Annotated in this window: 12 protein-coding genes and 1 pseudogene; 8 read left to right on the top strand and 5 right to left on the bottom strand. The window is 65.4% G+C overall.

Translation table 11 applies throughout. The annotated features are described in order from the left end of the window. Positions 1-1,035, bottom strand: a complete 1,035-nt coding sequence (locus SB4_RS06275; RefSeq protein WP_058751870.1) for an aldo/keto reductase — start codon at positions 1,033-1,035, stop codon at positions 1-3. A 92-nt stretch (positions 1,036-1,127) separates the two neighbouring features. Between SB4_RS06275 and SB4_RS06280 the strand changes: the two are divergent. Further along, a pseudogene (locus SB4_RS06280) lies at positions 1,128-2,043 on the top strand (LysR family transcriptional regulator). On the opposite strand, the gene SB4_RS06285 reads toward SB4_RS06280, so the two are convergent. Beyond that, complete coding sequence (locus SB4_RS06285; protein ID WP_420893878.1) at positions 2,023-3,468, bottom strand: aminotransferase-like domain-containing protein; 1,446 nt, start codon at positions 3,466-3,468, stop codon at positions 2,023-2,025. The pseudogene SB4_RS06280 and the gene SB4_RS06285 overlap by 21 nt on opposite strands. A gap of 73 nt (positions 3,469-3,541) precedes the next feature. Here SB4_RS06285 and SB4_RS06290 point away from each other — a divergent pair, with 73 nt between their 5' ends. Beyond that, positions 3,542-4,384 (top strand): PhzF family phenazine biosynthesis protein, encoded by an 843-nt coding sequence (locus tag SB4_RS06290; RefSeq protein ID WP_058751891.1) that lies wholly within the window; start codon positions 3,542-3,544, stop codon positions 4,382-4,384. After that, entirely contained in the window at positions 4,384-4,989 is a 606-nt protein-coding gene (locus SB4_RS06295) for a DJ-1/PfpI family protein (RefSeq protein ID WP_058751872.1), read from the top strand. Before SB4_RS06290 ends, SB4_RS06295 begins: the two co-directional genes overlap by 1 nt. A gap of 39 nt (positions 4,990-5,028) precedes the next feature. On the opposite strand, the gene SB4_RS06300 is transcribed toward SB4_RS06295, so the two are convergent. Next, positions 5,029-6,060 (bottom strand): zinc-binding alcohol dehydrogenase family protein, encoded by a 1,032-nt coding sequence (locus tag SB4_RS06300; protein ID WP_058751873.1) that lies wholly within the window; start codon positions 6,058-6,060, stop codon positions 5,029-5,031. A 100-nt stretch (positions 6,061-6,160) separates the two neighbouring features. Here SB4_RS06300 and SB4_RS06305 point away from each other — a divergent pair, with 100 nt between their 5' ends. The 5 genes from SB4_RS06305 to SB4_RS06325 all read left to right on the top strand — a co-directional run bounded on the left by SB4_RS06305 (position 6,161) and on the right by SB4_RS06325 (position 10,925). Further along, positions 6,161-6,508: a winged helix-turn-helix transcriptional regulator gene (locus SB4_RS06305; protein WP_058751874.1), complete on the top strand. Its 348-nt coding sequence runs from the start codon at positions 6,161-6,163 to the stop codon at positions 6,506-6,508. Positions 6,509-6,664: 156 nt separating this feature from the next. Beyond that, positions 6,665-7,747: a DNA polymerase IV gene (gene dinB / locus SB4_RS06310; protein ID WP_058751875.1), complete on the top strand. Its 1,083-nt coding sequence runs from the start codon at positions 6,665-6,667 to the stop codon at positions 7,745-7,747. After that, positions 7,747-8,307, top strand: a complete 561-nt coding sequence (locus SB4_RS06315) for an alpha-ketoglutarate-dependent dioxygenase AlkB (RefSeq protein ID WP_058751876.1) — start codon at positions 7,747-7,749, stop codon at positions 8,305-8,307. Before dinB ends, SB4_RS06315 begins: the two co-directional genes overlap by 1 nt. Positions 8,308-8,752: 445 nt before the next feature. Beyond that, positions 8,753-9,757, top strand: a complete 1,005-nt coding sequence (locus tag SB4_RS06320; RefSeq protein ID WP_058751877.1) for a nucleoid-associated protein — start codon at positions 8,753-8,755, stop codon at positions 9,755-9,757. Continuing rightward, positions 9,750-10,925, top strand: a complete 1,176-nt coding sequence (locus SB4_RS06325; protein ID WP_153006098.1) for a hypothetical protein — start codon at positions 9,750-9,752, stop codon at positions 10,923-10,925. Before SB4_RS06320 ends, SB4_RS06325 begins: the two co-directional genes overlap by 8 nt. A gap of 9 nt (positions 10,926-10,934) precedes the next feature. Here SB4_RS06325 and SB4_RS06330 read toward each other — a convergent pair whose 3' ends face one another. Further along, entirely contained in the window at positions 10,935-11,945 is a 1,011-nt protein-coding gene (locus tag SB4_RS06330) for a phospholipase D family protein (protein ID WP_058751878.1), read from the bottom strand. Next, positions 11,942-13,717 carry a DUF262 domain-containing protein gene (locus tag SB4_RS06335; RefSeq protein WP_058751879.1) on the bottom strand — a complete coding sequence of 592 codons (1,776 nt, stop codon included), beginning with the start codon at positions 13,715-13,717 and terminating at the stop codon, positions 11,942-11,944. The genes SB4_RS06330 and SB4_RS06335 overlap by 4 nt, the downstream gene beginning before the upstream one ends. Positions 13,718-13,744 lie beyond the last annotated feature (27 nt).

The raw sequence follows: 13,744 nt of genomic DNA on the forward strand, positions 1-13,744 counted from the left end.
TCAAACCATCGGCGGCGCTAGGCGGGCGAAACCCTCCTGCTGCCGGTAGGGGGTGTGCGGATAGGGCGGCAGCACGTCGCTTGCGGCGTCGAGCGCCGCCACCTGCTCGGGCGACAGCGCCCAGCCGATCGCGCCGAGATTGTCGCGCAGCTGCGCCTCGTCGCGCGCACCGATGATGACCGACGCTACGGTCGGCCGCCGCAGCAGCCAGTTGATCGCGACCTGGGGAACGGTCTTGCCCGTCTCCGCCGCCACCGCTTCCAGCGCATCGACGACGCGGTACAGATGCTCGTCCTCGACCGGCGGCGCGAACTGAGCCGTCTCATGGAGGCGACTGCCTGCCGGGATCGGCCGTCCGCGCCCGATCTTGCCGGTCAGCCGACCCCAGCCGAGCGGGCTCCAGACCAGCGCGCCGACACCCTGGTCCGCCGCCAGCGGCATGAGGTCCCATTCGTACGCTCGGCCGATCAGCGAGTAATAGACCTGATGCGCGACGAGGCGCGACCAGCCGTGACGATCGGCCAGCGCTTGCGCCTTCATGATCTGCCAGCCGGGATAGTTGGAGACGCCCGCATAGCGGACCTTGCCGTCGGCGATCAGCCGGTCGAGCGTGCCCATTACTTCCTCGGTCGGCGTGGACGCGTCGAAGGCGTGAAGCTGGAGCAGGTCGATCCGGTCGGTGCCGAGCCGCCGCAGCGCCGTCTCGACCGCGCCGATCAGTCGCGCCCGCGACGCGCCCCAGTCCTGCGGACAGTCACCTATCGGCAGGCCGGTCTTGGTCGAGATGAGGACGGCATCGCGCCGCCCCTTGATCGCTTCGCCCAGCACCTGTTCCGACGCGCCGTCCGAATAGACGTCGGCGGTGTCGAACAGCGTCACGCCCGCGTCGAGGCAGATGTCGACCAGCCGCCGCGCCTCGGCGGCGTCGCTTGTGCCCCAGGCGCTGAACAGCGGTCCCTTGCCGCCGAAGGTCCCCGCGCCGAACGACAGCGCCGGAACGCGCAGGCCGGACGATCCCAATTGCCGATATTCCATGACACCTCCTTTGCCGAATGTCATTGTCAGGCGCATAGATGGCCGGTGAAGCAACGTGGCGGAACCGCCCGCCGGTGCAAAGGATCTATGCCCTGGAAGCAAAGCTAACCGGCAACGACGATCGCGCCCGGTCGCTCGCTTGTTCGCGAGCGTGGTGGAGGAGGGCAGCTTTTCCGCCGCCGGTCGCACGCTCGGGCTGACGCCATCCGCGGTGGCGCGGGCGATCGACCGGATCGAGGCGCGGCTCGGCGTCCGGCTGCTGCTCCGCTCCACCCGCGCGCTGACGCTCACCGCCGAGGGGCAGGCCTATCTACTCGCCGCCCGGCGCATCCTCGCCGATCTCGACGATGCCGAGCAGCAGATCGCCGACCAGGGCGCGCCGCGGGGACGGCTGCGGATCAGTGCGGCGCTGGCGCATGGGCGACTGTGCGTCGTGCCGCTGCTCGGCGACTTCGCGAGCGCCTATCCACATATCTTGATCGACATCGCGCTGACCGACACGCTGGTCGATGTCGCGGCGGGTCAGGCCGATGTCGCGATCCGCTTCGGCCCGCTTGCCGACAGCGGACTGACCGCCCGCAAATTGTCCGAGGCGCGGCGGGTGATCGTGGCGTCGCCCGATTATCTGGCGCGGGCAGGCACACCGCAAGTGCCCGAAGACCTCCACGCCCATAACTGTCTGAACTTCAACTTTCGCCGCGCCGAACCGATCTGGCCGTTCCGCCGCGACGGCCGGGATTTCGCACTGTCTGTGGACGGCGGCATCGTCGCCAATAATGGCGAGACGCTCGGCCATCTCGCCGCCGCCGGTGTCGGCATCACCCGCGTCGGCCGTTTCAGCGTCGCGGCTGAGATCGCGGACGGGCGGCTCGTGCCGCTGCTCGAGGACTATAATCCGGGCGACGTCGAGCTGATCCACGCCGTCTTCGTCGGGGCTCCACCACGCCCGCGCGGGTGCGGGTGTTCGTCGACTTCCTCGTCGAGCGCCTAGCCAGCCGGTTCGAGTAGCGGGCGCGACACGGCCTTTTCCAGGAAAGCGTACAGCCGGTCGTCATCGCTCATCGCGACGTTGAAGCGCATGTGGTCGCGCCAGCCGCCGTTGGTACTGAACACCGGCCCCGGCGCCAGCACGATACCTTCCGTGATCGCCCGCCTGGCAAGCTCAACGGCATCGACGCCATCGGGCAATCGCGCCCACAGGAAGATGCCCGCCGCCGGATTGGTCCATGGCTCGATGCCAATGGCCCTGAGGCGTTTCGCCACACCCGCCGTCGCTCGGGCCAGCCGGGTACGAACGCCGTCAACGTGACGCCGATAGCTGCCATCGGTCAGCACCGCGTGCAGCAGGTTGGCGGCGAGCGGACTGCCCGCCATCGACGTCGCGATGCGCAGATCGGCCAGCCCGTCGATCCAGTCGGGTCGGGCCGCGATATGGCCACAGCGCACCGCTGCGGACAGGGACTTGGAGAAGCTGCCGATGCGGATCGTCCGGTCGAGCCCGTCGAACGCCGCCAGCCGTGGCGACGGCGTGTGCTCGAAGTCGGCGAAGATATCGTCCTCGACGACGACCATGTCATGGGCCTCGGCGATCTTGAGCAGCCGGTGCGCGGTAGCGGCGGCAAGCGTCGCGCCGGTCGGGTTATGGACGCCTGAGTTGGTCAGATAGAAGCGGGGACGATGCGTCGCGGCGGCCTCGGCCAAGGCGGTGACGTCCGGCCCGGTCGCTGTCATCGGCACGCCGACCACCTTGGCGCGGTGTGCCCGCAGAAGCGCCAGAAAGTTGAAATAGCACGGGTCGTCGACCAGCACGGTATCACCCGGCTGAAGCAGGAAGCGACACACCAGATCGAGCGCGTGAGTGCCGCTGTCGGTCAGCAGGATCTGGTCGGGTCCGGCTTCGATCCCCTGATCCGCCGTCCGCCTCGCCAGCAACGCCCTCAGCGGGGGCGAGCCCAGGGGTGACGCGTAGCCCGCCAGCGTGCCGTTCTCGTCCGACCGCGCCGCCCCGCGCATCGCTTTGCGGAGAGCATCGCCCGCCAGCCAATCATCGGGTAGCCAGCCGCATCCCGGCATCAGTTCGTGCCGCCGCTCGCCCAGCGACTGGCGCAGCATCCAGAGCGGGTCGACCTCGCGTTCCTGTGTGCTGGCCAGCCGATCCAGCGCCAGCGGGGCCAAGGGCGTGGCAACATAAAAGCCGGATCCCGGTCGCGACCGGATCACACCCTCGGCGGCGAGGCGATCATAGGCTTCGACCACCGTCGAGCGCGCGACGCCGCTCGTCTCAGCCATGGCGCGGATCGACGGCAGCCGGGCGCCGGGCGTCAGCGCGCGGGTATCGATCCGGTCGCGGATCGCGCGGACCACCATGCCGGTGCGGGTTTCGTCGGGGGCGCTCGCCATCGTACTGCCAATCTCACCAATACAGTTCGGCATGATCGTACCGATGTGTATCTGTCGGCGCCAGTCACACCGCGATAGGACCAGCCGTCATCAACAGGAGATGCCCGTGACCCGCCCCTTTCGCCTCGTCGACGTATTCGGCACCGATCCGCTGACCGGCAACCCGCTGGCGGTCATCGCCGATGCCGAGGGTCTGACGACGGACGAGATGCAGGCGATCGCGAGCTGGCTGAATTTTTCGGAGACGACCTTCCTGCTGCCGCCGACCGATCCATCGGCCGATTATCGTGTCCGCATCTTCACCATGGCGCACGAACTGCCCTTTGCCGGGCACCCGACGTTGGGCAGCGCCCATGCGTGGGCGGAAGCGGGCGGGCAGCCGAAGCAGGACGGCGTGATCGTGCAGGAATGCGGTGTCGGGCTGGTGACGATCCGCCGCGATGGCGATCAGCTTGCTTTTGCCGCCCCAGCGCTGCTGCGCGGGGGCACGCCGACCGAGGCGGAGATCGCTCAGGTCGCCGAGTTGCTGCGGATCGATCGCGCGGCGATCGTCGATGCCGCCTGGGCTGACAATGGCCCCGGCTGGATCGCGGTCATGCTGGCATCGGCCGAGGCGGTGCTGGCGGTCGAACCGGCGCGGCACCACGCCGAGCATATCGACATCGGCATCGTCGGACCACATGCGCCCCGTAGCGAGGTCGCGTTCGAACTGCGCGCGCTCTTCACCGACGCGCATGGCGGGCTGATCGAGGACCCGGTGACCGGTAGCCTCAACGCGTCGGTCGGCCAGTGGTTGTTCGCCAGCGGTCGGGCCAGTGGCAGCTATCTCGCCGCGCAGGGCACGCGCCTCGGGCGGAGCGGGCGTATCCATGTCTCGCAAGACGAGGCCGGCCAGGTCTGGGTCGTCGGAGCGACGCGGACTTTGTTCTCCGGGCGGACGCAAGGGTGATGCAGGTCGCGGTCCTGACCTTCGATGGCTTCAACGAACTGGATTCGTTCGTCGCCGCCGCGATCATCAACCGGCTGCGCCCGCATGGCTGGGCTGCGCATATTACCGCCCCGACTGAAACGGTGACGTCGTTGAACGGCGTCACCGTCCATCGCCAACGGCCACTCGCATTCATCGAGGAGGCGGATGCGGTGCTGATCGGCAGCGGTGTCCGCACGCGGGAGATCGCCGACGATCCGGCGATGCTCGCCCGGCTTCGCCTCGATCCAACGCGGCAGTTGATCGCGGCGCAATGTTCGGGGACGCTGCTGCTGGCCAAGCTCGGCCTGATCGGCGATTTGCCAGCCTGCACCGACCTCACCACCAAGCCGTGGGTGGTGGAGGCCGGCGTCACCGTCATCGACGCACCGTTCGCCGCTCAGGGCAATGTCGCGACGGCGGGCGGTTGTCTTGCCGCGCCCTATCTCGCCGCATGGCTGATCGCGCGCGGAGGCGAGCTCGAACTGGCGCGCGAGGCACTTCGTTACGTCGCGCCGGTTGGCGAGAAGGCGCGCTTCGTCGACCATGCCATGGCAATCGTCGCGGGCGAGTCGGCATTCGCATGACTCGCCCGCGCGCTCATTTCGTAGGAACCCCCGTCGAGCTTACGCCTGCGGGCTGTCCCAGCCCTCCAAGACGATCTTGCCCCGCGTGGTGGAGCTCTCGATGCGGCGGTGCGCCTCGATCAGATTGGCGGCATTGATCGGCGAGAGCGTGTCGGTCGCCGTGGTGCGAATGCGCCCTTCGTCCACCAGTTCGGCCACCGCGTCCAGCAGTCGACCCTGCTCGCCGACGTCCGGCGTGTCGAAGAGCGACCGAGTGAACATCAACTCCCAATGGACCGACACGGCCTTGCGCTTGAAGGCGACGATGTCGAGGCTGGCGGGATCGTCGATCAGCGCGAAGCGCCCCTGCGGCGCGATCAGCTCGGCGATGTCGGCCAGATGGCGGTCGGTGTGGGTGGTCGAGAAGACGAAGGCGGGCGCGCCGATCTCCAACGCGGCGATCTGCGGTGCCATCGGCTGGGAATGATCGATGACATAATGCGCGCCGAGGTCGCGGACCCAGCCTTGCGTCTCGGCGCGCGAGGCAGTGGCGATCACGGTCAGGTCGGTGCGGGCCCGCGCGATCTGGATCGCCGCGGAACCGACACCACCCGCGCCGCCGATGATCAGGACGGCACGGGCGCCGCCAGCCGGTTGGTCGTCGACCTTCAACCGGTCGAACAGGGTTTCCCAGGCCGTGATTGCGGTCAGCGGCAGCGCCGCCGCCTCCGCGAAGTCGATGCTGCGGGGGCGATGGCCCACGATCCGCTCGTCGACCAGCTGATATTCCGCATTGCTGCCGTCGCGCATCAGGTCGCCTGCGTAGAAGACCTCGTCACCCACCTTGAAGCGGGTGGATTCCGGGCCGACCGCCTCGACCACGCCCGCCGCATCCCAGCCGAGGATGCGCTCGTCACGCCCGTCGAATGGCGCGGCGCCGGTGCGGACCTTCGCGTCGACCGGGTTCACCGAGATGGCCCGGACCGCGACCAGGATATCGTGCCCGGTCGGAACGGGTCGTGGCAGTTCGACCTCGACAAGGGCTTCGTCCTGGTTAATCGGGCCGGGCTGGCGATAGGCTATGGCGCGCATGGGTCTTGCTCCTTTTGCTGACGCACGCGAGATAGGGACGGTGTCAGCTTATGTCGTAGGCACAAAAAACGCTCATAGTGTCGAAAAGGATACCGCCCCGATGGCGAAAGCCCGTCACTCCCGCCTCGATTGTACCCCGGGTTGTGCCGTCGAGGCGGCGGTGAGCCTGATCGATGGAAAGTGGAAGGCGGTGATCCTCTACCATCTGCAGGACGGACGTACGCGCTTCAACGAGTTGCGCCGCCGTGCCGGCGACGTGACGCCGCGTATGCTGACCAACCAGCTGCGCGAGTTGGAGGCCGATGGCCTGATCGAGCGCGAGGTCTTCGCCCAAGTGCCGCCGCGCGTCGAATACAGCCTGTCGGATCGTGGACGATCCCTGTCGCCGATCATCGCGGCGCTGAAGGCTTGGGGCGATGCGAATATGGACCTCTTCGCGCGGCGGTGATCATCCGGCTGATGCGGCGGCGACGTTCGCGGCATCGCTCGAACGCCGTCGTGCTCGAATGTACGCCAAGAGATGGGCAGGTGGGATAAGCGACCGATTTCCGACGTTTTTGCACAATATGTTCACATCCTGTTCTACATGCGTTAAAAGGTGCGCATGGCGGTGCGTAAGATCATTCACGTGGACATGGACGCCTTCTTCGCGTCGGTGGAGCAGCGTGACAATCCGTCGCTGCGCGGCAAGCCGGTTGCGGTCGGTCATGCCGCCGCACGGGGTGTGGTGGCCGCGGCCAGCTACGAGGCGCGCACGTTCGGCGTTCGCTCTGCTTTGCCCTCAGTCACCGCGCTACGGCGCTGTCCCGACCTGATCTTCGTGCTGCCCCGCTTCGAAGTGTATCGCGACGTCTCGCGCCAGATCCATGACGTGTTCGCGCGCTATACCGACCTGATCCAGCCCTTGTCGCTCGACGAGGCCTATCTCGACGTCACCGCGAACAAGCGTGGCCTGGAAACCGCATGGTTGACTGCCAAGGCGATCCGCGCCGACATTCTTGCGGAGACCGGCCTGACCGCGTCGGCGGGTATTTCGTACAACAAGTTCCTGGCCAAGCTCGCCTCGGATCATCGCAAGCCCAACGGCCAGTTCGCGGTCACGCCGGACATGGGCGCCGCCTGGGTCGAGACGTTGCCCGTCAGCCGCTTCCACGGCGTCGGACCGGTGACGGCGGAAAAGATGAAGCGGCTGGGGATCGAAACCGGGGCCGATCTGCGCGCCAAGTCGCTGGCGTTCCTGCAGCAGCATTTCGGCAGTTCCGCCGAATGGTATCACGCCATCGCGCGCGGGGAAGACGACCGTCCGGTTAATCCGAACCGCGTGCGCAAGTCGTCGGGGTCGGAAACGACGTTCAATCGCGACCTGACGGAACCCACTGAGATCGAGGCCGGCGTGCTTAAGATGGCGGACGACGTCTGGGACTGGTGCGAGGGACGGCAAACCTTCGGCCGCACCGTCACGGTGAAGGTCAAGTACGCTGACTTCCATCAGATCACCCGGCGGCGCAGCCAGCCTGTGGCGGTCATCAGTCGCGAAGGCATCCACAACGCCGCGCTCGACCTGATCCGGTCGGTCCTGCCGACCCAAAAGGGGATACGACTAGTCGGCGTAACGGTATCGAACTTCGTCGAGGCCGGGGCAGCGGCACCGACCGAATTGCCGATCTTCGCGGACGCGGCGGCGTGATGCTCGACCTCTTTGACGCGCCGCTCCTGCCGGGGCTCGCCACGCGGGCGAACCTGATCACCGCGGACGAGGAGCGCATGCTGATCGACCGGATCGACGCGACTGACCTCGAGCCGTTCCGCTTTCAGGGCTGGACAGGCAAGCGGCTGACAACGTCCTTCGGATGGAGTTACGACTTCGAGGTCGGGCGCCCGAAGGATGCGCCACCGATGCCGGACTGGCTTCTCCCCATCCGCGATAGGGCGGCAAACTTTGCCGGGCTAGCGCCCGAGGCGCTGATCCAAGCGCTGCTCATTCGCTACGACCCGGGCGCCGGGATCGGCTGGCATCGCGACCGGCCGATCTACGGCCATGTCCTCGGCATCTCCCTCGGCGAACCGTCGACGATGCGCTTCCGGCGGCGGCGCGCCGGCGGCTTCGACCGCGCGTCGTTGCCGCTCGAACCGTGGGGCGGCTATCACATGAGCGGACCTGCTCGGCATGAATGGGAACACAGCATCGCGCCGATGGAACGCCCGCGATGGTCGATTACGTTTCGCAGTCTCGTGAAACGGCGGTGACCACTAAGACGGATTACACCTGATGGGCGCCGGTCAATCATGTGGCATGCTGTTCGAATGCAAGCCCGTATCGGGCCTTTCCACCGCCTAGGTGGTCTACACGGGTGGCGGCAGTGGTGGGATAGAGGAATGGCCGCTTTCGGCATCCGTTGGGCGGAAGCTGCCGTTTGTTCAGGCTTGGCCTGACAGCAGCAGGGCGCCCCATAACCGTTGCGCGAGCCTACCATCCTCCAGTTCCGCGCCTCGCTGTAAGTCGTCCCCAAATTGCGGGCGACCGGTGTATATCATCGCTCGCCATAGAACACTCGTTCGGCCGCGATGAGACAATCGACCCCGTCATTGTTTCATACTTATTTGAAGCCGTTGCGTTCAGCGTCGCAAAGTTGCTACCGTGTTTCGCCAAAATGGTCTCTGCTAAGCGAGACTTGGTGCGGAGGGATCGGGCTTGAACGAGATTGTTGCACTAGCCGTTCACGACCTCGAACGGAAAGATGGCATCTACCAGATCAAGGCGGCGACGAAGACGCTGCCGGTCACCGAGACCACTCAGCGGGTGGTCGATGAACTGAACGACCTCTACAACCGGCGGGCGTCGAAGAGCTACGGCAAGTTCACGGCAGCCGAAGGCTATCCTACGCAGGAGCAGATCCGCGACTACATCGGCGATCCGCGGAAGGATTTTCTTCGGCTAACGACACGAATGATGGAGACGCTGCGGCAGCAGGCGCAGGCGCGCACCGCGTCGACCGGCGGACACGTCCTGTTCGAGCACTTTCGGCGGGACCAGAAGGACTTCCTGCTCGTCGCGATTGTGTCGGACAAGCTGAGCGCAATCCTGAAGGCGCAGGACGAGATGGAGGATGTGAAGCATCTCGATCTCGAGGGCTTTCGGTTCGCCGGGCGCATCAACCTGACCGCTTGGGCGGCGGGTGCCGAGCGCTATATCAGCTTCCTCAAGGGCAAAGGCGACGTGTCCGAGTACTTCCGCCTATTCCTGGGTTGCGATTCCGTCGTGGAGGCACGGGTGGACACGTCCAATCTGGTTACGGCGCTTAAGGAGTTCGTCACTGCCGAGAAGATGTCGGAGAAGGACGGCAACGAGTTCCTCGCTCGCGCGAAGGCGATATGCGAGCGCTCGTCGAACAAGCGCGAGGAGCTGGAGTTCGAGGCGCTCGCGAACGAGCTACTTCCCAACGATCCGAAGCGCCTGACCGACCACCTCGGCGACACCGACCGCGCACTAAGCGACCGATTCGTGCCGGACAAGCGCTCACTGGCCTCGCTCGTGCGCTTCAAGGGTGGGACCAAGCAGTGGAAGGTGGAGTTCGACCGCGACGCGGTGAGCAGCCGCGCGGTGATCTACGATCCGGAGGCGAACACCATCACCCTGACGGGACTGCCTGACGACTTGATCTCACAACTGCAGTTCGAAGGCTTGGGTCATGGCTGAGATCGCCTTCGCCGACCTCGTCGAAGTCTACCGGAACACCGTCTTCGACGGCGCGGGCGGCGGCGTCCTGCACGTGGCGAGCGACGCCGTGGCGGAGACGATCCGCACGATCGAAGCCGACGAGGCGCTCTACGAAACAACGCAGATTGCACTCGTCGCTCCGGGAGTGGTCACGGTCGGGGATCACGTCGCGATCACGATTAGGGCGCCCAATCACAGACTTGGATTGCTAGTTTGCGATCTCGACGCGCTCTTCAACGCTCCCGATGCGTCGTGGAACGAGCCTCCGGCCTACTATGTGATCGACGAGCATTTCGCCCGGGGCGACGCCGCCGTTCCGATAGCGCTTGCACGGTACAGGTCGCTTTTGACCGTTACCGCGGTACTTCGTGAAGCCGCCAACTACGTCAGCGACCTGCAGCGTGAACTGGTTTTCATCGACGATGAGAAGACGGTGGTGCCGGTCATCTTCTCGTCTAACGATCTGTCCGAGGGCTTGGTTGAAAACGCCGCCAGACTGAGGCGCATCTTCGGCGATCCGCTGCATGGCGACGAGAAGACAGAGCTGGTGTCGGCCGCCGTGATCCAGTTGGTTCGCAGCATACGGCGTGCGGAACGGTTTCGCCATCTGATCAGCCACCTCGACCAGCTCTGTGACGAGGTGGAGAAGGGCTATAGGCTCTTCGTATCGAGCTTCTCGTATTCCAAGATACGCAAGGAGATCGAGACGGCGCGCCTTGAGTATGTCGGCAAGATCCATAAGACCCTTGTCGACGTTCAGGGGCAGCTGCTCGGCATCCCGGTGGCCACCATCGTCGTCGCATCCCAGCTGAAGACTCCGGAGGGGTGCAATCTCGCATTCTGGGCGAACGCGGGCGTCGTGCTGGGAGCCTGGACCTTTGTCGGACTGCTATGGGTGGCGATCCGCAACCAGCAGCACACGCTCACCGCCATCGAGAAGGAGATAGACGGTCAGAAGTCGCGACTGGAGCGCGACTATGCAGCCGTTCGAGACGATTTCGTCGCCGTCTTCGATGATCTGGGTGGGCGAATCACTTGGCACAAACGGGTGCTCTGGTTCGTCTTGGTCCTGGCGCTGAGCGGAGCGACCGGGGCCACTTACGCGTGGCTCAGGTTGACCCCGTCGGCCTACATGGCGTGCCTGTGAGGTCGAGCCTCAGGCGTTGACCGCCTCAATCGCGGCGGCGAACTCCGCAGCCGTTCGAAAGACCTTCCCGTCGTTGGTGAGCAGCTTGGCGACGATTGCCGCGTCCTGCCGTTCCGCTTCACGGAAGTCCGGTAATCCGCCGGTCAGCATACTGCCCACCGCGCGCTTGCTCTTCCTCGTGAAGACGTTGCCTTCCACGGCGTGCATCGCGATCGTCGTACGGGCGTAGAGGTAGAGGCGATTCTTCGGCATCCACAGCTCTATGAAGGTCGTCGGCCAGCGGAGCACGTCCTTCCTGCCCCAGCCCACGAATATGTCGTTGTCGCTGGTTTCCTTGACCAGCTTCCGATCGATGCCCGCCTTGATGGCCGACTTGCGCGCGGCCGAGCGCTCCTCCTCGCTCGATGAGATCGAGGCGAGGACGAAACCAATGCCGTCGAAACGGTCCGGGTCTACGACGATCATGTCCAGCAGGGATCCAGGGCGGCCGGCGACGGGGGCATGAGGCGCACGACGTGGTCGAAAGAGGCGGGCGGCCCTGGCCAAAGCAGCTTCATCGACCTGCAGAGCGTCGGAGTGCAGGGCCTCGAACCAATCCGAAGCTTGGGCCCATGCCTTCGAGGCTACCGTATGGAAGGTTCCCGCCTCGACCAGCACGGCTCCGTCGGTGCCGAAGCCGACGCCGTTGTCCGAGGCGTTGGCTGAGCCGACGATGACGCCGCGATCCGACAGGTAGACCTTCGCATGCAGACCGTCATGATATCTGACGTCCGCGTCGTCCGGCGCCCCCAGCGATCGAAGCGCATCGGGGTGGCAGCCGCCCATGGATATGTCGCAGACTATCCGCAGGTCGTTTCCTTCGATGCCCCCATCGATGAGGTCGCTACTGCCCTTGCCCCAGAAGGCGACGGCACAGCGGCGATCGGCGCCGCCGAGCACGTGGCGGATGGCGGCGGACAGCTCGCTTCCGGCCAGGAACGAGCCATTGACCGGGGCGGCAGGCTTGGCCTTCCGGCTCATTCCGCGGCCTCGGGCAGCTGCTCGGCAGCCGCCCCCTCCAGAAGGGCCGACAGGCGGCCGCGAAGCGATTGGCGCCGTTCCTCGTAGAAGCGGTCGAAGTCCGCTAGGTCGACCGGGAGCGTGCCGAGGAGGTGTCGATCGCGGTAGTCCGCTCGGCTCGCCTCATCCATTTTGTAGCGAACGAGCCAATCCTCCGGCATGGAGGCACGCTTCTCCACGTTGGCCGCTCCTTCCAAAAGCTGAATGTTGGGCAGCTGGTTGGCCCGGTGCGCCAAGCGTTCCGCTTCCTCGTCATCGTAGCCAGCGCGTCGGAGCTTGGCGGCGCCGAAGCGGGAGATCGGGAAGACGTGGTCCATGTGAAAGTTGTTGCGCAGGTCCACGAACGGATAAAGCAGCGACAGGAGCGCGAACATGCGCCGGTCGCCGTACTCCATGTGGAGCATGTCCTCGATCTCGGCCGGCTCGAACGTCAGCGATTTGCCGCGTACCGACATAATCCGTCGGAGTTCCTCGAGGGGGAAGGTCTGGATGGGACCGGCTTGCATCGCCTCGCGCAGTGCGGTCAGCAACGTATCCAGACCGCTGCCCCAGATGCCGGACGGCTTCAGCAGCGATCGGATCAGCCAGCCGCGGATCGTCGCGCGGTCGGATGCGAACTGGGTGTGGGATACGTAGTTCTCCGGGGCGTTCCGCCGATAAAGATAGTAGGCGATCGGTAGCAGCGCGCTATCGGCACGGAGCGTCTGGCCGTTGAGGCCGAACGACGCCGCTAGCTCGACGGTCCGGACCAGCGCGGATCTGATCGCGGGCCAGTCGGCTTCGAGCTTGGCCATGTTTTCGCTGGTGAAGTTCTCCACCTTAAAGCCGACGCTCGCGATGTCGGCCAACATCAGCCCCGCCTTGAGGACGAAGTCCTGGCTGAAGGCGAAGCCCGTGCCCATCCGGTTGAGCTCGTCCACCAAACGATGGATTTCGGATCGCGCATCGATCTTCGTCCACTGGGCTACGGCGATGCTCAGTAGCAGGTCGGAATAGGACAGCACGGTGCCGCCGGAGTTCAGTCGGATGAAGATGTTGAGAACACGGTCCAGATTGGGCGTGTCCTCCTCGTAGTAGTGCACGAGGGGATCCGTGTGGATGACGCGGTATAGGCGTGACAGCAGGCGGAGCGCTCCCTTCAGCGCCTCGCCGCTAAATCCGGCGTCCACGAGCATGTCGTTGAGGTCGATGACGTCCTCGGTCGCCATAATGTCGGGCACGTTGAACCAGCGCGCCGTCTCGTCCTTCGCCGCCTGCTCGTCAGATAGGAAGCGGAACCGGTACACGGCTCCATCATCATCGGGGCGAACGGGAGCAAGCAGGTCTAGGCGAAGGACCCGCTCGGGAAAGGCGTCCGGGTTCGTCCACCACTTATTCGGCTGCTTCATCGCCATTGATCCGCGAAGCCCGATGTTCAGCGCGGTCAGACGCTGCTGGCCATCGAGAACGGCGGTGATGCTCTGATGGTGGAGCGTCCCCAGTTCCGGACAATGCGCGGCGTCACGCTGATGATAGCGTCGAACGAAGTCGTAGAACTTGAATTTGCCGCTGGTATCCGCCGGGACCTTCCAGAACAGGAACGTGCCGAACGGGTAACCCTGCATCAGGCTGTCGAAGAGCCGCTCGATCTGCTCGGGTTTCCAGACGAACTCGCGTTGGATGGCCGGTAGAACATACTGCTTCGATTGTATCCGACGAAGGGCCTCGGCAATCGTCCCACCTGGCTTGTACAATTGACCTCTCCCCTGCTCAATCCGACC

The organism is Sphingomonas sanguinis (assembly GCF_001476905.1).
GTDB classification, from domain to species: Bacteria; Pseudomonadota; Alphaproteobacteria; order Sphingomonadales; family Sphingomonadaceae; genus Sphingomonas; species Sphingomonas sanguinis_B.